16 protein-coding genes and 2 tRNA genes are annotated in these 18,819 nt (G+C 64.8%); 16 read left to right on the forward strand and 2 right to left on the reverse strand.

Annotated features, from left to right (window positions below):
- Nucleotides 1–100: 100 nt before the first annotated feature.
- The 12 genes from dnaA to QNO08_RS00060 all read left to right on the forward strand — a co-directional run bounded on the left by dnaA (nucleotide 101) and on the right by QNO08_RS00060 (nucleotide 13,223).
- On the forward strand, nucleotides 101–1,519 hold the full coding sequence (gene dnaA, locus QNO08_RS00005; RefSeq protein WP_229966481.1) for a chromosomal replication initiator protein DnaA: 1,419 nt from the start codon (nucleotides 101–103) through the stop codon (nucleotides 1,517–1,519).
- 564 nt (nucleotides 1,520–2,083) lie between these two features.
- Entirely contained in the window at nucleotides 2,084–3,208 is a 1,125-nt protein-coding gene (gene dnaN / locus QNO08_RS00010) for a DNA polymerase III subunit beta (RefSeq protein ID WP_229966482.1), read from the forward strand.
- A 45-nt stretch (nucleotides 3,209–3,253) separates the two neighbouring features.
- On the forward strand, nucleotides 3,254–4,222 hold the full coding sequence (gnd, locus tag QNO08_RS00015) for a phosphogluconate dehydrogenase (NAD(+)-dependent, decarboxylating) (RefSeq protein WP_229966483.1): 969 nt from the start codon (nucleotides 3,254–3,256) through the stop codon (nucleotides 4,220–4,222).
- Nucleotides 4,223–4,343: 121 nt separating this feature from the next.
- On the forward strand, nucleotides 4,344–5,528 hold the full coding sequence (gene recF, locus QNO08_RS00020) for a DNA replication/repair protein RecF (RefSeq protein ID WP_229966484.1): 1,185 nt from the start codon (nucleotides 4,344–4,346) through the stop codon (nucleotides 5,526–5,528).
- Entirely contained in the window at nucleotides 5,512–6,117 is a 606-nt protein-coding gene (locus QNO08_RS00025; protein WP_442860513.1) for a DciA family protein, read from the forward strand. The genes recF and QNO08_RS00025 overlap by 17 nt, the downstream gene beginning before the upstream one ends.
- A gap of 305 nt (nucleotides 6,118–6,422) precedes the next feature.
- Nucleotides 6,423–8,489 (forward strand): DNA topoisomerase (ATP-hydrolyzing) subunit B, encoded by a 2,067-nt coding sequence (gene gyrB, locus QNO08_RS00030; protein ID WP_442860514.1) that lies wholly within the window; start codon nucleotides 6,423–6,425, stop codon nucleotides 8,487–8,489.
- Nucleotides 8,490–8,551: 62 nt separating this feature from the next.
- Entirely contained in the window at nucleotides 8,552–11,179 is a 2,628-nt protein-coding gene (gyrA, locus tag QNO08_RS00035; RefSeq protein ID WP_229966485.1) for a DNA gyrase subunit A, read from the forward strand.
- Entirely contained in the window at nucleotides 11,176–11,685 is a 510-nt protein-coding gene (locus tag QNO08_RS00040; protein WP_229966486.1) for a DUF3566 domain-containing protein, read from the forward strand. The genes gyrA and QNO08_RS00040 overlap by 4 nt, the downstream gene beginning before the upstream one ends.
- Nucleotides 11,686–11,833: 148 nt before the next feature.
- Nucleotides 11,834–11,907: transfer RNA gene (locus tag QNO08_RS00045), tRNA-Ile, on the forward strand.
- 45 nt (nucleotides 11,908–11,952) lie between these two features.
- Entirely contained in the window at nucleotides 11,953–12,072 is a 120-nt protein-coding gene (locus QNO08_RS00050) for a DLW-39 family protein (protein ID WP_229966487.1), read from the forward strand.
- 68 nt (nucleotides 12,073–12,140) lie between these two features.
- A tRNA-Ala gene (locus QNO08_RS00055) sits at nucleotides 12,141–12,213 on the forward strand.
- Between the two features lie 98 nt (nucleotides 12,214–12,311).
- A complete protein-coding gene (locus QNO08_RS00060; protein ID WP_229966488.1) occupies nucleotides 12,312–13,223 on the forward strand; it encodes a DMT family transporter in 912 nt (303 codons plus the stop codon).
- A gap of 81 nt (nucleotides 13,224–13,304) precedes the next feature.
- On the opposite strand, the gene QNO08_RS00065 is transcribed toward QNO08_RS00060, so the two are convergent.
- A complete protein-coding gene (locus QNO08_RS00065; RefSeq protein ID WP_229966489.1) occupies nucleotides 13,305–14,270 on the reverse strand; it encodes a hypothetical protein in 966 nt (321 codons plus the stop codon).
- Between the two features lie 171 nt (nucleotides 14,271–14,441).
- Between QNO08_RS00065 and QNO08_RS00070 the strand changes: the two genes are divergently transcribed.
- Both QNO08_RS00070 and QNO08_RS00075 read left to right on the forward strand, forming a co-directional pair.
- Nucleotides 14,442–14,984, forward strand: coding sequence for a peptidylprolyl isomerase (locus QNO08_RS00070; protein ID WP_229966490.1), 543 nt, complete (start codon nucleotides 14,442–14,444; stop codon nucleotides 14,982–14,984).
- 216 nt (nucleotides 14,985–15,200) lie between these two features.
- On the forward strand, nucleotides 15,201–15,917 hold the full coding sequence (locus QNO08_RS00075; protein WP_331461782.1) for a rhomboid family intramembrane serine protease: 717 nt from the start codon (nucleotides 15,201–15,203) through the stop codon (nucleotides 15,915–15,917).
- Between the two features lie 1,458 nt (nucleotides 15,918–17,375).
- Here QNO08_RS00075 and QNO08_RS00080 read toward each other — a convergent pair.
- Nucleotides 17,376–17,627, reverse strand: a complete 252-nt coding sequence (locus QNO08_RS00080) for a cell division protein CrgA (RefSeq protein WP_229966492.1) — start codon at nucleotides 17,625–17,627, stop codon at nucleotides 17,376–17,378.
- 213 nt (nucleotides 17,628–17,840) lie between these two features.
- On the opposite strand from QNO08_RS00080, the gene QNO08_RS00085 reads away from it, so the two are divergent.
- Together QNO08_RS00085 and QNO08_RS00090 are read left to right on the forward strand one after the other, a co-directional pair.
- Nucleotides 17,841–18,647, forward strand: coding sequence for a class E sortase (locus QNO08_RS00085; protein ID WP_229966493.1), 807 nt, complete (start codon nucleotides 17,841–17,843; stop codon nucleotides 18,645–18,647).
- 1 nt (nucleotide 18,648) lies between these two features.
- A complete protein-coding gene (locus QNO08_RS00090; protein ID WP_229966494.1) occupies nucleotides 18,649–18,819 on the forward strand; it encodes a hypothetical protein in 171 nt (56 codons plus the stop codon).

Raw genomic sequence — 18,819 nt, forward strand, 5'->3', positions numbered from 1 at the left:
TTATCCACCAACTGTGTATAAGTCTGTGGATGAACCGCCGGAAACCCGCTCGGGCTTCCATGTTTTCTGAGACCGCTGAGGGCGATCACGAGAGGTTTTTGTGGGCACGGACGAAATCAACGACGTCGGCAGTTCCTGGCGCAAGGTCATTCGGACACTGGAAACCGATGACCGGGTCTCTCCGCGGCAGCGCGGATTCGTGGTCCTGGCCCAGGCCCAGGGCCTGATCGGAACAACTCTGCTGGTGGCCGTTCCGAACGAGCTCACCCGCGAAGTCCTGCAGACGCAGCTCAAGCACATTCTGGACGAGGTGCTCCGCGGAGTCTTCCAGGCCGACATCCAGTGTGCCTTTGTCATTGACGCTGACATGATCCCGGCGGTGAAGGCCGATCCCGAGCCCGAACCCGAGCGGCCGGCTCCCAGCCCGGTTCCCAGCGGAGAGAGCGCGCCGTCGCCGACGCCGCCGAGCACCTCCCAGGAGTTCGGCCGGCTGAATCCCAAGTATGTTTTCGAAACCTTCGTGATCGGTTCTTCCAACCGGTTCGCCCACGCCGCAGCCGTCGCAGTAGCCGAAGCACCGGCCAAGGCCTACAACCCGCTGTTCATCTACGGCGACTCGGGGCTGGGGAAGACCCACCTGCTGCACGCCATCGGACACTACGCACGGCATCTCTACACCGGCATCCGGGTGCGCTACGTGAATTCCGAGGAGTTCACCAACGACTTCATCAACTCCATCCGCTATGACGAGGGCGCCAGCTTCAAGCAGCTCTACCGGAACGTGGACATTCTGCTGATCGATGACATCCAGTTCCTGGCCAACAAGGATGCCACGCAGGAAGAGTTTTTCCACACCTTCAACGCCCTGCACAACCACAACAAGCAGGTCGTCATCACCTCGGACCTCCCGCCGAAGCAGCTCTCCGGCTTCGAGGAGCGCATGCGCTCACGCTTTGAATGGGGCCTGTTGACCGATGTGCAGCCGCCGGAGCTGGAAACCCGGATTGCGATCCTGCGCAAAAAGGCCATCGGCGACAGCCTCAGCGCTCCGGACGATGTCCTGGAGTACATCGCATCCAAAATTTCCACCAACATCCGGGAACTTGAGGGTGCGCTGATCCGCGTGACCGCGTTCGCCAGCCTGAACCGGCAGCAGGTGGACGTCGGCCTGGCCGAAATCGTGCTCAAGGACCTGATCACCGACGACGGCGCACAGGAGATCACCGCCGCATCGATCCTCGGGCAGACGGCAGCGTACTTCCAGATCAGCCTCGAGGAACTTTGCTCGAAATCACGAACCCGCACATTGGTCACGGCCCGGCAGATCGCCATGTACCTCTGCCGGGAACTGACCGACATGTCGCTGCCCAAGATCGGCCAGGAGCTGGGCGGCCGGGACCACACCACAGTCATCCACGCGGACCGTAAAATCCGGGAGCTCATGGCCGAGCGCCGGGCCATCTACAACCAGGTCACGGAACTTACCAACCGAATCAAGCAGCAGCAGCGCGAGGCATAATCCGCGCGCTGGCGGGGATCCGGGGCCCCGCAGGGGCTCAAAATTAACAGATGTGGACAAGGGTGTGGATAACCCGGTGGATAACTCCTCGCAAGCAGCACTTCCCTGTGGATACGCGGAATTACAGAAAAGTTCCCCACAGCCCGGCGAGATCCCCGCAGCGGGGACCCACAGGTTATCCACAGGCTTAAACCGCCATGACGCCCCGATGGGCCGGGTTATCCACAGTATCCACAGGAGTTATTAACACTACGAACCTTAAGAAATTCGGTTCCTCCAAATAACATCTGACCTTTCCGGACCACCCTCGCATCCTGCACGGGACGAACATCTGATGTCTTCCATGAAGAGCCGGTGGCGGATCAGCGGAGACTTGGACACCGTGCATCAACAGCGGGTCGGAAGCTAAGCTGGCACGGAGTATTGTTGTCATTCGCGGCCCATCCTGAGATGGTGTCTCGAAATGCGGCGCAGCTGCGGCGCCGCAGGGCACGCGACGCTCCCTCACTTGTCATGAAGATTCAGTTGTACTGAAAAGTACGTTGTGAAAGGCGGCACCCTGCAGTGAAGTTCAGAGTTGAGCGGGATGTCCTGGCCGAAGCGGTTACATGGACAGCGCGTTCCCTCTCGCCGCGTCCCCCGGTTCCGGTTCTGTCGGGCCTGCTGATTCGGGCGGAGAGCGGATCACTGAGCATTGCCAGCTTCGACTACGAGATCTCGGCCCGGCTTCAGATCGCCGCCGACATCGCCGAAGAAGGCACCATCTTGGTTTCCGGCCGGCTCCTGGCCGAAATCTGCCGCAGCCTTCCGTCTGCTCCCGTCGAAGTTGAAACGGACGGATCGAAGGTCACGCTGACCTGCCGCAACAGCCGCTTCAACCTGGCGACCATGCCCGTTGCCGAGTATCCGGAGCTGCCGGCGCTTCCGGAGGTCAGCGGCGTCGTCGACGGCGAAGCCTTCGCGCAGGCCGTGTCCCAGGTCATCATCGCCGCCAGCCGCGACGACACCTTGCCGATCCTGACCGGGGTGCGGATGGAGATCGAAGATGACCTCATCACCTTCCTGGCCACCGACCGGTACCGGCTTGCCCTGCGCGAGCTGTCCTGGAAGCCGGCCACCCCCGGCATCTCCACCAGCGCACTGGTCAAGGCCAAGACCCTCAACGAAGTTGCCAAGACCCTCGGCGGCGGCGGAGACCTGAACATCGCGTTCTCGGATGACAGCGAACTCATCGGGTTTGAAAGCGGCGGACGCCGCACCACCTCGCTGCTGGTGGACGGCGACTACCCCAAAATCCGGTCGCTGTTTCCGGACAACACCCCGATCCACGCCACCGTGGAAACCAGCGCCCTGGTGGAAGCCGTGCGCCGCGTGTCGCTGGTTGCCGAGCGGAACACCCCCGTGCGGCTCGCCTTCACCGACGGCCAGGTCACGCTGGACGCCGGCACGGGAGAAGATGCCCAGGCCTCCGAGGCGCTGGAAGCATCCCTGATTGGCGACGACATCACTGTCGCCTTCAACCCGCATTACCTCAGCGAGGGCCTGGGCGCCTTCCCGAGCAAGTACGTGCGCTTTTCGTTCACCACGCCGCCGAAGCCGGCCGTGATTTCCGCTCAGGAAGAACTCACCGGCGATGACCAGGAAGACTACCGGTACCTGCTGATGCCGGTCCGGCTGCCCAACCAGTAGGGCGGGGCCCGCTCCGGCCGCGGACGCAAGGAAGAGGAACCCGAAATGCACATTGGCCTCATCGGACTCGGCAAAATGGGTTTCCACATGCGTGAGCGGCTGCGCCGCAACGGTATCGACGTCACCGGTTTCGACCGGAATCCGGTGGTCAGCGACGTGATGTCGCTGACCGAACTGGTGGCTGAGCTGCCCTCGCCGCGGGTGGTGTGGGTAATGCTTCCGGCCGGAGAAGTCACCGATGCCGTGATCGCTGATCTGGCCGAGGTCCTGGCCGGCGGAGACCTGGTCATCGAGGGCGGCAACTCCCGCTACGACGCCGATCTCGCCAACGCGCAGAAGCTGGCCGCCGCCGGCATCCGGTATGTGGACTGCGGTGTCTCCGGAGGCGTTTGGGGCCAGGAAAACGGCTACGCCCTGATGGTCGGCGGCAACGCGGAAGATGTTGCCCTGGCGATGCCCGTCTTCGACGCCCTGCGGCCAGAGGGCCCCCGGGAGCGGAGCTTCGTGCATGCGGGCAGCGTGGGTGCGGGGCACTACGCCAAGATGATTCACAACGGCATCGAGTACGGTCTCATGCAGGCCTACGCCGAGGGATACGAGCTGCTGGCCGGCAAGGACATCATCACGGATGCGCCCGCCGTCATGCACGCCTGGCAGGACGGCACCGTGATCCGCTCCTGGCTGCTTGACCTGGCGCTCAATGCCCTGGATGAAGATCCCGAGCTGAGCCGGATTGCCGGTTACGCGGAGGATTCCGGGGCCGGCAGATGGGCGGTCGAGGAGGCTGTTGCCAGCGGCATCCCGGCGCCGGCCCTTACCGCAGCCCTGTACGCCAGGTTCGCGTCCCGGCAGGACGAATCTCCGGCCATGAAGATGGTGGCGGCACTGCGGAACCAGTTCGGGGGACACCCGGCGAAGCCCGCCGGTGCACCGGCGGAGGCACTGCAGCAGCCCCCGCAACCGCTCCCGGACCTGCCGCCGGCCGCCGTCGACGGCACCGGCAGCCCGGAGTAGTCCGGCGGCAGTAGGCTGGAAGACAGGAACCTGCCGGACGGCTTTCGGTGAAACAGCAGGAACGCAGGACAGCAGGAACAGAAAAACGGCCAAGCGGAAGGCAGGACAAAGGTGGACGGGTTTGTACATTGATTACCTCTCACTGACCGGCTTCCGCAGCTACGCGCAGCTGGATCTGGAGCTCAAACCCGGAGTCACCGTTTTCGTCGGGCCCAACGGGACCGGCAAAACCAACATTGTCGAAGCGATCGGCTACCTGGCGTCCCTGTCCTCGCACCGGGTCAGCACCGATGCCCCGCTGGTCGCCTTCGATGCTGACCAGGCGCTGGTGCGGGCCAGGCTGGTGAAGGGCACCCGGCGCACCAGCGTGGAGCTGGAACTCAATCCCGGCCGGACGAACCGCGCCCGGATCAACCGCGCCAACCCGGTGCGCGCGCGGGAGATCCTGGGGCTGTGCCGGACGGTCCTGTTTGCTCCGGAAGACCTCACCCTGGTCAAGGGCGACCCGTCCAGCCGGCGCAAGTTCATCGACGACCTGATCGTCTCGCTGGTGCCGCACCATGCTGCCACCCGCAGCGACTATGAGCGCGTGCTCAAACAGCGCAACGCCCTGCTGAAATCGGCCCGCGCAGCGGGCCGCTTCACCGCCTCCCACGAAGCGACCCTGGAAGTCTGGGACCAGCACATGGCCGTTGCGGGCGCCCGCCTGCTCGCGGCCCGGCTGCAGGCACTGCGCCGGCTGCAGCCGCATCTGCAGAGCGCCTACCGGGACCTGACGGACGGCTCCAAGGCCGCCCGCGCCGTCTACCGCTCAACCCTTCAGGGCGCGGTGAACGACGACGGCGCCGTCGTCGGCGATCCCGACCCGGAGGAGCTGTACGCGCTCACCGAAGCCGAGCTGACCGAGCGTTTCCTGGCGGCCTTCCTGGCCAACCGCCGCCGGGAAATTGAGCGCGGAGTCTCGCTGGTGGGTCCGCACCGGGACGATCTTGAGCTCATTCTGGGTCAGGCACCGGCCAAGGGGTACGCCTCCCACGGTGAGACCTGGTCCTTCGCACTGGCCCTGCGGCTGGGAACGTATTACCTGCTCCTCGACGACGACGAGAGCCCGGGAGCCGGACCCATCCTGATCCTGGACGACGTCTTTGCCGAACTCGATGTCCAGCGCCGCAGCCGGCTCGCCGGCATCGTCTCCGGCGCCGAACAGGTGCTCGTCACCGCCGCCGTGGCGGGAGACATTCCCGAAGCCCTGGCCGGGGAACTGATCACAGTGGTTCCCGGAGGCATCAGTGTTCCCGCCGTCTGACGGACAAGGCGGCGAGGGAACCACACCGGATCCCGGAGCCGGGCTGCCGCCCGCAGGCGCCACGGGCCGGCCGGAAACCGACGAGGCGGAAATCCGCCAGGACGCGGCCCAGGCCCAGCTGAACCGGATGCGGCAGGCCGCCCAGGCCCGCGGCAACCAGCGGATCCCGGCCGGCCGGCGCAAGGCCGGACACCGCCGGGCCGCGCTGCCGTTCGTGCCGGGTGAATACACCGGCCGGGATCCCCAGGGCGTGGGCAAGGTTTTCAACCGGTTCGTCAGCGAACGCGGCTGGAACTCCCCCGTGGCAGTGGGGTCGGTGATTTCACGGTGGGAAGAACTGGTCGGAGCCGATGTCAGCGCGCACTGCAAGCCGGAGTCCTTCTCTGACACCACGGTTCAGGTCCGCTGCGATTCCACCGCCTGGGCCACCCAGCTGCGGCTGCTGCGCAGCGCGCTGATCAGCCGGTTCGATGCGGAACTCGGCCCCGGCGTCGTCACCAAGATCGAAGTGATCGGTCCGGCCGCGCCCAACTGGCGCAAGGGGCTGCGCACCGTCAAGGGACGCGGCCCGCGGGACACCTACGGATAGCACCGGAACCGCAGAACCGGACCCGCCGCGGCGCGGCCGACACCCCGGCGGCGGGGCTTTCACCCGGAGCCGAAAGTACTCCCCCTCACAGTTGCTCTGTGGCTTTCAGCGGCTCCGAAACCCCTCCGGCCATATCCGGACCCCGAGTCGGGGGCGATATGGGCTCATAGCCAGCTTTGGTGGCCGCTAGCAGGGTGTTTTGGGCCGTAATGGACCCTGCGGCACGGTAGAATTGGAAGTTGAGATGCCTGTCCTGGGGAGAGGCATCAATTTTTGACCAACACACTGAGGAGTCGACAGCACCTGTGGCTAACGACAATGAGATGGACAACGCTGACGTAACAGCAGAGCACACCAGCGAGCCCGAAAAGGCCACTCCGCACGAATACGGTGCCAACGAAATCACCGTGCTGGAGGGCCTCGAGGCCGTTCGGAAACGCCCGGGCATGTACATCGGTTCCACCGGGCCCCGCGGTCTGCACCACCTGGTCTATGAAGTGGTCGACAACTCGGTGGACGAGGCCCTGGCCGGCTATTGCGACCGGATCAACATCACCCTGCAGGCCGACGGCGGCGTGCGGGTCGAGGACAACGGCCGCGGCATCCCGGTGGACATGCATCCGACCGAAAACATGCCGACGGTCCAGGTTGTCATGACCATCCTGCACGCCGGCGGCAAGTTCGGCGGCGGCGGTTATGCCGTTTCCGGCGGTCTGCACGGCGTGGGCATCTCAGTTGTGAACGCTCTCTCCGCGCGGGTGGAGACCGAAATCCGCCGGCAGGGCTTTGTCTGGCACCAGTCCTTCGCCGACGGCGGCCACCCGGTGGGCGGCCTGCGCAAGGGCGAGGCGACCGACGCCACCGGAACGATTCAGACGTTCTATCCGGACGCCAGCATCTTCGAGTCCACTGAATTCGATTTCGAAACCCTCCGCGCCCGCTTCCAGCAGATGGCGTTCCTGAACAAGGGTCTGCGGATCGTGCTCACTGACGAGCGGACGCTTGAGGAAGGCCCCGAGGAAATCACCGCTGCCCCGGGCGAGGACAGCGAAGACACGGGCCCCAAGCACCGCGTGGTCGACTACATGTACAAGGACGGGCTGCTGGACTACGTCAAGCACCTGAACACGTCCAAGCGGTACGAGGCCATCCACGACGACGTCATTGCCTTCGAGACCGAAGACAATGACAAAAAGATGGCCGTGGAAATGGCCCTGCAGTGGACCACCGCCTACTCGGAGAGCGTCCACACCTACGCCAACACGATCAACACGCACGAGGGCGGCACCCACGAAGAGGGCTTCCGCGCCGCAATGACGTCGCTGATCAACCGCTACGCCCGCGAGAAGAACATCATCAAGGAAAAGGATGACAACCTCACCGGCGACGACATCCGCGAGGGCCTGACGGCCGTCATCTCGGTGAAGCTGGCGGAACCGCAGTTTGAGGGCCAGACGAAGACCAAGCTCGGCAACTCCGAGGTCAAGGGCTTCGTGCAGCGGGTCGTCACCGACCAGCTCGGCGACTGGCTGGAGCGCAACCCCGGCCCGGCCCGCGACGTGATCCGCAAGTCGATCCAGGCCTCCCAGGCCCGCCTCGCGGCCCGCAAGGCCCGCGAATCGACCCGCCGCAAGGGCCTGCTGGAATCCGGCGGCATGCCCGGCAAGCTCAAGGACTGCTCCTCCAAGGACCCGTCCAAGTCCGAAATCTACATTGTGGAGGGTGACTCGGCCGGCGGTTCCGCCGTCCGCGGCCGCAACCCCGAGACCCAGGCCATCCTGCCGCTGCGCGGCAAGATCCTGAACGTGGAGCGCGCACGCCTGGACCGGGCCCTGGGCAACGCCGAGGTCCAGTCCATGATCACCGCGTTCGGCGCGGGCATCGGCGAGGACTTCGACGTGGAGAAGGCCCGCTATCACAAGATCGTGCTGATGGCCGATGCCGACGTCGACGGCCAGCACATCACCACGCTGCTGCTGACGCTGCTCTTCCGCTACATGCGCCCGCTGATTGAGAGCGGCTTCGTGTACCTGGCGCAGCCCCCGCTGTACCGGATCAAGTGGTCCAACCACGCCCACGACTACGTCTACAGCGACCGCGAACGCGACGAGGTGGTGTCCCGCGGGCTGGCGAACAACCAGCGCCTGCCCAAGGACAACGGCATCCAGCGCTACAAGGGCCTGGGCGAGATGGACTACACCGAGCTCTGGGACACCACCATGGATCCCGACCACCGCACGCTGCTGCAGGTCACCATGGACGATGCCGCCGCCGTGGACCAAATCTTCTCCGTCCTGATGGGCGAGGACGTGGAATCACGCCGCAACTTCATCCAGCAGAACGCCAAGGATGTGCGCTTCCTGGACATCTAGGACCACGCCACCCCTCCTCAGCGTCAGCGGATTTACAGAGCTTTTGAAGAACGGAACAACCAATGAGTGAAGAGACCCTCTCAGACCGGGTTGAACAGATCGATCTGCAGACTGAAATGCAGCGGTCCTACCTGGACTACGCCATGGCGGTCATCGTGGGGCGCGCCCTCCCGGATGTTCGCGACGGCCTGAAGCCCGTGCACCGCCGTGTCCTGTACGCGATGTTCGACGGCGGCTACCGCCCGGAGCGCTCGTTCAACAAGTGCGCCCGCGTGGTCGGCGAAGTCATGGGCCAGTACCACCCGCACGGCGACTCGGCCATTTACGACGCCCTGGTCCGCCTGATCCAGGACTGGACCATGCGCTATCCGCTGGCCCTGGGGCAGGGAAACTTCGGCTCCCCCGGCAACGACGGCGCCGCGGCACCCCGGTACACCGAAACCAAGATGGCCCCGCTGGCCATGGAAATGGTCCGTGACATCGACGAGGAAACCGTCGACTTCATGGACAACTACGACGGCCGGAACCAGGAGCCGACGATCCTGCCGGCCCGCTTCCCGAACCTCCTGGTCAACGGCTCCTCCGGCATCGCCGTGGGCATGGCCACCAACATTCCGCCGCACAACCTGCGCGAAGTGGCCGACGGCGTCCAGTGGTACCTGGAAAACCCGGAAGCACCCAACGATGTGCTGCTCGAGGAACTGATCCGCCGCATCAAGGGCCCGGACTTCCCCACCGGCGCACAGATCCTGGGCCACAAGGGCATCGAGGATGCCTACCGCACCGGCCGCGGCTCCATCACCATGCGCGCCGTCGTCAGCGTCGAGGAACTCCAGGGCCGCACCTGCCTGGTGGTCACCGAACTCCCCTACCAGGCCAACCCCGACAACCTGGCGATCAAGATCGCCGAGTTGGTCAAGGACGGCAAGGTCACCGGCATCGCCGACATGCGCGATGAAACCTCGGGCCGCACCGGCCAGCGCCTGGTCATCGTGCTCAAGCGCGACGCCGTGCCCAAGGTGGTGCTGAATAACCTCTACAAGCACACCCAGCTGCAGGAAAACTTCGGCGCCAACATGCTCGCGATCGTGGACGGGGTGCCGCGCACCCTGAGCCTGGACGCCTTCATCCGGCACTGGGTCACCCACCAGCTCGAAGTGATCGTTCGGCGCACCCGCTACCGGCTGCGCAAGGCCGAAGAAGTGGCCCACATCCTGCTGGGCCTGCTCAAGGCCCTGGATGCCCTGGACGACGTCATTGCCCTGATCCGCCGCTCCACCACCGTCGAAGAGGCCCGAACCGGCCTGATGGGCCTGCTGGACATCGACGAGCTGCAGGCCCAGGCCATCCTGGACATGCAGCTGCGCCGACTGGCTGCCCTGGAACGGCAGAAGATCCAGGACCAGTACGCGAAGCTGCAGCTCGAAATCGCCGAATACAACTCGATCCTCGCTTCGGAGGCGCGCCAGCGCCAGATCGTCAGCGACGAGCTGCGCGAAATCACCGACAAGTACGGTGACGACCGCCGCACGCACATCCTCATGGGCTACGACGGCGACATGAGCATGGAAGACCTCATTCCCGAAGAGGAAATGGTGGTCACCATTACCCGCGGCGGCTACGTCAAGCGCACGCGCAGCGACAACTACCGGCAGCAGGCCCGCGGCGGCAAGGGCATCAAGGGCGCGCAGCTGCGCGGCGACGACGTCGTCGAGCACTTCTTCGTCACCACCACGCACCACTGGCTGCTGTTCTTCACCAACCTGGGCCGGGTCTACCGCGCCAAGGCCTATGAGCTGGCCGAAGCCGGCCGCGACGCCAAGGGCCAGCACGTGGCGAACCTGCTGGCCTTCCAGCCGGACGAACACATCGCCCAGGTGCTGGACCTGCCCGGCTACGACGCCGCTCCGTACCTGGTGCTCGCCACTAAGCGCGGCCTGGTGAAGAAGACCCGCCTGGAGGACTACGACACCAACCGCTCCGCCGGCGTCATCGCGATCAATCTGCGCGACGGCGACGAGCTGGTCTCCGCCCAGCTGGTGTCGGAAACCGACGACCTGATGCTGGTTTCCCGCAAGGGCCAGTCGCTGCGCTTCACGGCCACCGACGATGCCCTGCGCCCCATGGGACGCGCCACCTCGGGTGTGACCGGCATGAAGTTCCGCGAGGACGATGAACTGCTGGCCGCCGATGTCGTGACCGAAGATTCCTTCGTGTTCATCGTCACCGAGGGCGGCTACGCCAAGCGCACCGCGGTGGAGGAATACCGCGTGCAGGGCCGCGGCGGACTGGGCATCAAGGTGGCCAAGTACGCCGAGGACCGCGGACACCTGGTCGGCGCCATGATCGTGCAGGAGGAAGACGAAGTCCTGGTGGTCATGCAGGGCGGCAAGGTGGTCCGCTCCTCCGTGGCCGGAGTCCCTGCCAAGGGCCGCGACACCATGGGCGTCATCTTTGCCAAGCCCGACAAGAACGACCGCATCATCGCAGTGGCGCGCAACTCCGAACGCGATCTGGGCATTGAAGAAGCCGACGACGACGAGGGCAACCCCGCCGCCCCGGAAGCCGGAACCACGGCGCCCCAGACCGCAGCAGAGTCTGCTGGCACCGAGGCCGATGAAGTACCGTTGGCTACAGACACAACGGCCGCGCAGGATGCGCAGCCAGCAGAAGATGGAGGTAACGAGTGAGCTCGACCAACTCAAATCCGCGGTCGACGTCGGGCACCGGTCCGCGGGTAAAGACACCCGCGCGTCCGGCCCAGCGCCCCGGGGGTGGTCAGAGCGCTCCGGCCAACCGGCAACCGCTCGTCAAGCCTGCACCGAAGGCCAAGGCCCGCAAGGCACGCCTCCTGGTGAGCAAGATCGATCCCTGGTCCGTGCTGAAGATGGCGTTCCTGCTGTCGGTGGCCCTGGGCGTGGTGACAGTGGTCGCGGCCATCGTGCTGTGGACCGTCCTGGACCTGACGGGGATCTTTGACCGGGTCAACACTCTTCTGGGCGACATTGCCGGCACCGAATCCGGCGGTTTTGACCTCCGCGAGTTCGCATCGCTGGGGCAGGTGGTCTCCTTCGCGACCATCATCGCGGTCGTCAACGTGCTGCTGCTGACGGCGCTGTCCATGCTCGCCTCCGTGCTGTACAACATCGCTTCCACCCTCGTGGGCGGCATCGGTGTCACCCTGACGGACGACTAGGCGGAAAAATCCGCCAAAATTCCGATTATTTTGCCCGGCCGGCTCCGCAAAATCGCCGGCCGGGCAGAAAATCGAACCGAAATGGGATCCGGATTTGGGTTCCCGGCGGAGGTGGGGTAAAGTTTTATCTCGGCCCGAGAAGGTATCGGGGCGCATAGCTCAGGCGGTTAGAGCGCTTCGCTGATAACGAAGAGGTCCCAGGTTCAAGTCCTGGTGCGCCCACGGAACATCACCGCAAGGTGATGCGCCACTAGGCAAGGAGGCACTGTGAAGAAGTTGCTGGCAGCAGCTGCAGCGGCAGTCGCGGGAATCCTTGCGGTAAAAAAATGGCAGGAAACTGCCGTGGAGAAATCCGTCTGGAAGTCCGCAACCGACAAGGTTGATTGATCTTCAGTAAAGAATGAATCGGTTCCACCGCAGGTCCGGGTGGGGTACACTGGATGAGTTCACATTTCGGGGGCATGGCGCAATTGGTAGCGCACCTGCTTTGCAAGCAGGGGGTTCGGGGTTCGAGTCCCCGTGCCTCCACCGAAAGAAAGTCCCGGCCGCTGGCCGGGACTTTCTGCGTTTAACCCTCGAGCTGCCGCGTTCCGTAACTCTCCGCCGGGTCACCTATTGTTGCTCTTGTGACCGTTTTACTCGCCGTGATCGGCGTCCTTGGAGTATCAGCTTCCGGCCCCATCATGGCAGCCACGGCAGCCCCCGCCCTGGCCATAGCCTTTTGGCGCAACGCCCTGGGCGCGGTGGTCATGGGGGCACCGGCGGTGCTGCGCAATCCGGGAGGTTTCGCCCGCCTGACCCGCGCCGAGACCAAATGGACTGCCCTGGCATCAGTTGCCCTGGCCCTGCACTTCGCCTGCTTCATCACCGCACTGCAGCTCACCTCGGTGGCTGCGGCGACGGCCCTGGTCTGCCTGCAGGCGGGATGGATCGCGCTCTTCAACCTGTTCCGGGGCATTCCGGTCGCTCCCCGGGTGCTGGCGGGGCTGGGAGCGGCCCTTGCCGGCGTCATCGTCATCACGGGCTTTGACCTGGCGCTGTCCCGCGATGCGCTCATCGGAGACCTGCTGGCCGTGGCCGGCGGGGCGCTGGCCGGGCTGTACACCATCGCCGGAGGCAAGGCCCGGGCGACCATGAGCACCGGCACCTACACCTCGCTCTGCTATGGGCTGTGCGCAGCACTCCTGCTGGTGCTGTGCGCGGCCTTCGGGCAGCCGCTGGTGTCCTTTGAACCGGCCGCGTGGGCGGGAATCCTGGCCGTGACCGTTGTGGCCCAGCTGCTGGGCCACACCGTGTTCAACCATCTGCTGGCAGTGATCTCGCCGCTGGTGGTTTCCATGATCATCCTGTTGGAGATTCCCGGTGCCGCCATCCTGGCCGCGGTGTTCCTCGGCGAGCAGCTGCCGGCGGGAACCTACGCCGGGCTGGCGCTTATCCTGGCCGGCCTCGCCGTCGTCGTAACCGGGCAGGGGCGCCGCTCCCGGGCCCAGGCGCTTCCGCCGGCGCCGCCCGCCCTGGGCGGAGACATCGGGGACTGAACCGACGCAGCACGCAAAGGAGGGCTCCCGCGAATGCGGGAGCCCTCCTTTGGCTAAGCGAACTGCGGTGAAGCTACCGGGTTATTCGGCGGTCTTCTCCGAGGGCTTGTCGGCGTGTGCACCGGAGGTCTTGGCAGCGTCAGCAGCCTTCGAAGCGGCTTCCTTGCTGTGCTTGGCGGCCTCCGCGCCCTTTTCACCGGACCGTGCAGCGGCGCGCTCCGCGGCCTCCTTGATGCTGGCAACGGTCTCCTTGGTCTCCTTCGCGGATTCCTTGCCGTTGGAAGCAGCCTTGTCGGCATTGCTGACAGCGGGCTTGGGAGCCGGGGTCACGGGAGCCGTCGGAGCGGGAGCCGTCGGTGCGGCGGCGGGCTTGGCAGCGGCGGGCTTGGGCTCGGGAACCGCAATGGTCTCGGGCTTAGCCGGTGCCGGCGTCTTCCACGGATCCTCCACCGGGCGCGAGGCGCGCCACGCGGCGGCGCCTGCAGCCACGGCTGCTGCGATGATGCCGAAGATCAGCCAGCCCTTGCCGCCGCCCTTCTGGCTCTTGCGGGCGGCCTTGGCTGCCTGAGCGGCTGCCTTCCGGGCCTTCTTCAGCGCCTTCTTGTTGCCGGTTGCCTTGGCAACCGCCGTCTGAACCGGAATCGAAGCGGCACCCAGGCTGCGGGTTACCGTAGCCGAGGCATCACCGATGCGGGTGGAGAGGCTGGGAATGTAGTCCTCCACAACCTTGTCCCGCGCTCCGTTGATAGCCGGAGTGGCGCGGTCCAGGGTGTGCTGGATGCGGGGGGTGGCTTCGTCCACGGTTTTGCTGATCCTCGGACCGACCTTCTGGAGGCCTTCCTGGATGCGGGGGGTGACCGTTGCTACTCCAGCGGCAACACCGTCTCCGACCTTCTGGAGGCCTTCCTGGATCTTGGGTGAGGCGGTCTCGATGCCCTTTTCGATGCGGGGCACTGCCCAGTCACGAGCAGCTTCCACCTTCGGTGCAGCCCAGTCACGTGCGGTCTCTACGCCTGCAGTGACATTGGATTCAAAGTCACGGGCCATGCGGTCCTTCTTCTTCAAAACTACCTCCCGGGATAGTGACGGTTCATCCTTACCCTACGTTGACTTGGCGGATGCGTGCTATTGATGCTCCGGGCGGGGCGGACTTTTCACTGTGCGCTGAACCGGGCAATTTCCGCCCGCCGGCGCGTTCGCCGTGGAAGAATGAAATATATGACTGCTATTCCTACCGCACTTGCAACCATCCACACGTCCATGGGCGACATCAAGGTCAACCTCTTCGGCAATCACGCGCCCAAGACGGTTAAGAACTTTGTTGGCCTGGCCACCGGCGAGATCGAGTGGACCGACCCGGCAACAGGAGAGAAGACCAGCCGCCCGCTGTATGACGGCACCATCTTCCACCGCATCATCAAAGACTTCATGATCCAGGGCGGCGATCCCCTGGGCCGCGGCACCGGCGGACCGGGCTACCAGTTCGACGACGAGATCAACCCCGACCTGGATTTCTCCACCCCGTACAAGCTGGCCATGGCCAACGCCGGTGTGCAGATGGGCCGTGGAACCAACGGATCCCAGTTCTTCATCACCTCCGTCCCCACCACCTGGCTGCAGGGCAAGCACACGATCTTCGGCGAAGTAGCCGACGACGAGTCACGTGCACTGGTTGACCAGCTCAACGCCGTCGCCACCGACATGCGCGACAAGCCGGCCGAAGACGTAGTTATCAACAGCATCACTGTCGAACAGCTCTAACCCGTTCACGGATGCCCCGGTCGGATTTTTCGGCCGGGGCCTTTCGTCCATCTGGCCTCATTTCTCTTTGGGAGTACCGCAATGTCATATGGAGTGCCTGCTGAAACACCGGCCTCACAGGTTCCCGTCTGTCCGCGGCACCCGGACCGGATCAGCTACATCCGCTGCCAGCGCTGCGGCCGCCCGGCCTGCCCGGAGTGCCAGCATGCTGCGCCCGTGGGCATCCAGTGCGAGGACTGCTTCCAGGAGAGCCGCCGGCAGGCCCCCGCGTACCGGACGCCCTACGGCGGAAAGGTCGCCCAGGGCAAGCCCGTCGTCACGATCACGCTGATGGCTGTCTGCGCGGTGTTCTTCATGGTGCAGTTCCTGTATCCGCCCTTCACCTCGCTCCTTTGGTACGCGCCCGTCCTCACCGGCGTTGAACCCTGGCGGATGCTGTCCTCGGCATTCCTGCATTCCCCCGGAGGCGTCCTGCACATCGCCTTCAACCTCTACGCCCTGTGGTTCCTGGGACAGGGGCTCGAGCCGCAACTGGGCCGGCTCCGTTTTGCGCTGCTGTACCTCATCTCGGCGCTGGGAGGATCGGTGGGCGTGCTGGCGCTCAGTCCGCTCTTCCAGGCTGTGGTGGGAGCGTCCGGGGCAATCTTCGGCCTCTTCGGCGCCCTCCTGGTGGTCCTGCTGCAGCGGCGGGCCAGTGTGCGGTCGGTGCTGATCCTGCTGGCCGTCAACTTTGCGCTGGGATTCTTCGTCCCCAACATTGCGTGGCAGGCGCATCTGGGCGGGCTGCTGACCGGCGCCGCGTGCGCCGCCGTCCTGGTTTACGCACCCAAGGGCAAAAACCGGTCGCTGGTGCAGTTTGCCGGCCTCGCCGGGATTGTTGTGGTGCTGTGCGTCATTTCCGCCGTACTGGCCGGGGCCAAGGGCCTGATCTAAGGCTGGCTTAAGCCGGTGCGGCAGTGCGCCGGTTCGGGCGGTTCGGCAGTGGTGCCTGTTAGGGCCTTGGCCGGGCGCTGCCCTGATCGGTGATCCGCGCCCCTGCCCGGCGCACCCGCTTAGGAGCCTTGTTCCGCGCCCTGGCCACCCGCTTCGGTGCCCTGTTCCGCATCTCTGGCCGGTTCCCTGACCAACAGGAGCGTGCCGTTCCAGGGTCCCCGCCCCGCGGAGCTCCGGTGATCCACAGCGGGCCGGGCGTTATCCACAGAGATACCCACAGTGTTAATAACTTGTGGTGATGAGACATGGCCAAACGGGGTTGATCGCCGTCGTCTGTCGGCAAAATCCGCGCCGGTTAAGGGGCCTGGGAGGGATAGGGTACAGCCCGGACCGGATCCCGGCTTCACCGGCGAACCCGGAAGTGGTCGACTCCGGTTCCCTGAGATCACAAGTTATCCACAGGCTGTAGGGCCAATTGTAAACAGGTTATCCAGAGGCAAAACTGAGTTACACACATGTAATTCCACAGCTGTGGATAACTCCTGTGCCTATGATGCCGGTGATTTTTGCCCCAACGGGACGAAAAGTTACGCACACCTGTGGATAACTCTGTGCACAGTGTGTGCACAAAGGTTCTGCACAGGGCCCCGGGTCTTGGTGCCGCTGGGTTGCAGCGGCCTCATTTCCGGTTCCGCGGCGGCAACCCGACCCCGCGGAGGTTTCCCGCACTCGTTCCCACCCGTTGTTACCTGGTGTGGCTGGTGTGATCCCAGGACGGCTCATGTGCCCCAAAGAGTGGGAATCCGTGCTCGGCTTGTGGCCTTCGGGCCGGCCACATGAGGCTGGCGTGTGGCTTTGAGCCGGGATTTGGGACTGCCGGTGATTGTGGCTGGGACCCTAGGGCTGGGCTCGTGCCTCTGCCAGGGAAGTGGCGGTCGGGTTTGTGCTTGTGACTGGTACTGGGCGGCCGGGCTCGTGCTTCTGACTGGTACTGGGTGGCCGGGGCGCGCTTCTGGCAGGGGAGCAGCGGCAGGGCTGTGGTTTTTGGTCCCGGCTCCACCCTCGTGCAGGTTTCCCGCACTGGTTCCCAGCCTTTGTTACCTGGTGTGGCTGGTGTGACCCCACGACGGCTCATGCCCCAAAGAGTGGGAACCTGTGGCGGGGCCGGCTCGGCCTGTGGCCATGAATCTGTGGCTGGCAACGCTGCTGAATGCAAGCACTTAAAGGGACGGCGCCAAACGATGCTCGGCAAAGCTCGAGGGCCTGAGCCCGGTGTAATACCGCGCTCAGGCCCTCGTCGCTGAACTTCTATTTGGCTGGTGAGACTTCCGGTGCCCTACGCAAAGGCGTCGCCCATGCAAAGGTGTCACCCACGCGAAGGCGGACCCCCGGAAAGGGACACCCTGCAAGGTGGCCCGAACCAACGGATGACGCCGGGGATGGTGGCGGGATGTGCCGTCAGCGCCAGCGGGTGGTCATCAGGAAGCCGACAATGGCGATACCGAAGCCCACCAGGATGTTCCCTGCGCCCAGTTCGGGGATGGGGAACCGGCTCTCGGAAATGTAGAACACGATAATCCACAGGAGACCGATGATCATCAGGCCGAACATTACCGGCTTGTACCAAACCGGGTTGGGCTTGGGTGCAGAGCTTGCCTTGGCGGCGGGTGCTGCGGTGGCGGGCTTCTTGCGGGACTTTGACTCGGGCACGGATCCTCCTGGCGGAACCGGCTCTCTGAATGCCGGCGTATACGGTCATGGCGGGGCCGCTGGTGCAGTGCTGCCGCATCGGGCTGCTGCCCGGCTGTATCCTGACTGGGGGCTGCCACCGCACCTGGCTGTTTCCCTTGTACTCATCGTAGCGAATGGCGGAGCTCATCCGTGCCGCCGCACGCCAGTCCGGTCTAGAACGAAAAGGGAACCATGGCGACCTCCAGCAGGGCAACACACGCGCGAAGGAGCTCTGCCGGTTCCCGTTCCCGCGGACGCAGCCGCAGCCAGCAGGTCATCCAGGTGTTCGGAGAACTCCTGATCACTCTCGGACTGCTCCTGGTCCTCTATGTCGTGTGGGAACTCTGGTGGACCAATATCGACGCCAACAACAAGCAGGAACAGGCCGTTGGCAGCTTGTTCTCGGAATTCGATGGACCGGTTGCTCCGGTGCCGGAGGCGGCCGCGGAGGCGGCCGGCCCCGATTACGGCGACCCGGCTGTGTTGCCTGCCATTGAGGAAGAAGGACGCACCTTTGCCGTGGTCTACATTCCACGTTTCGGCGACACCTACTCCCGTCCCGTAACCAGCGGTGTGGGGACAGCGGTGCTGGATTCGCTCGGGCTTGGACACTATCCTTCGACGGCCATGCCCGGAGAAGTGGGAAACTTTGCCCTTGCGGGCCACCGCCAGACGCACGGGCAGGTTCTGGACGCCATCCATACCCTGGTGCCGGGGGACAAAATCTATGTGCAGACCAAGGACGGGTACTACAGCTACGTCTACCGCAACAACCAGATTGTCCTGCCGGACCGCGTGGATGTCATTGCGCCCGTACCAACACAGCCCGCTGCGGTGCCGACCGAGCGCTTTTTGACCCTCACCAGCTGCAACCCCCGCTTCGGGGCGGAGGAACGGATCATTGCCTACGCACTGATGGAGTCCTGGCAACCGCTGTCCGCCGGTCCGCCGGCCGAGATTGCCGCCCAGGTTGCCCACAACGCGGAAGGAGCGCGCTAAAATGTACGCTTGGATCTTTCGGAATCTGCCGGGCCCTCTCTGGGTCCGCATCCTTACCGCGCTCGTGCTGATCGCCGGCGTGGTGCTGCTCCTCATGAACTACGTGTTCCCGTGGTTCTCCGAATACAGCTTCCTTAGCCCCCTCACCGATTCCACGATTGGCGGTTCCTAG

The organism is Arthrobacter sp. zg-Y820, assembly GCF_030142155.1.
In the GTDB taxonomy this organism is placed as follows: Bacteria; Actinomycetota; Actinomycetes; order Actinomycetales; family Micrococcaceae; genus Arthrobacter_B.

Bases quoted from the DNA above. Each gene is read 5' to 3' on its own strand.
- QNO08_RS00070 (WP_229966490.1), top strand. From the start codon at position 14,442: ATGACTGCTATTCCTACCGCACTTGCAACCATCCACACGTCCATGGGC.
- QNO08_RS00085 (WP_229966493.1), top strand. From the start codon at position 17,841: ATGGCGACCTCCAGCAGGGCAACACACGCGCGAAGGAGCTCTGCCGGT.
- gyrA (WP_229966485.1), top strand. From the start codon at position 8,552: ATGAGTGAAGAGACCCTCTCAGACCGGGTTGAACAGATCGATCTGCAG.
- gnd (WP_229966483.1), top strand. From the start codon at position 3,254: ATGCACATTGGCCTCATCGGACTCGGCAAAATGGGTTTCCACATGCGT.
- QNO08_RS00065 (WP_229966489.1), bottom strand. From the start codon at position 14,270: ATGGCCCGTGACTTTGAATCCAATGTCACTGCAGGCGTAGAGACCGCA.
- QNO08_RS00090 (WP_229966494.1), top strand. From the start codon at position 18,649: ATGTACGCTTGGATCTTTCGGAATCTGCCGGGCCCTCTCTGGGTCCGC.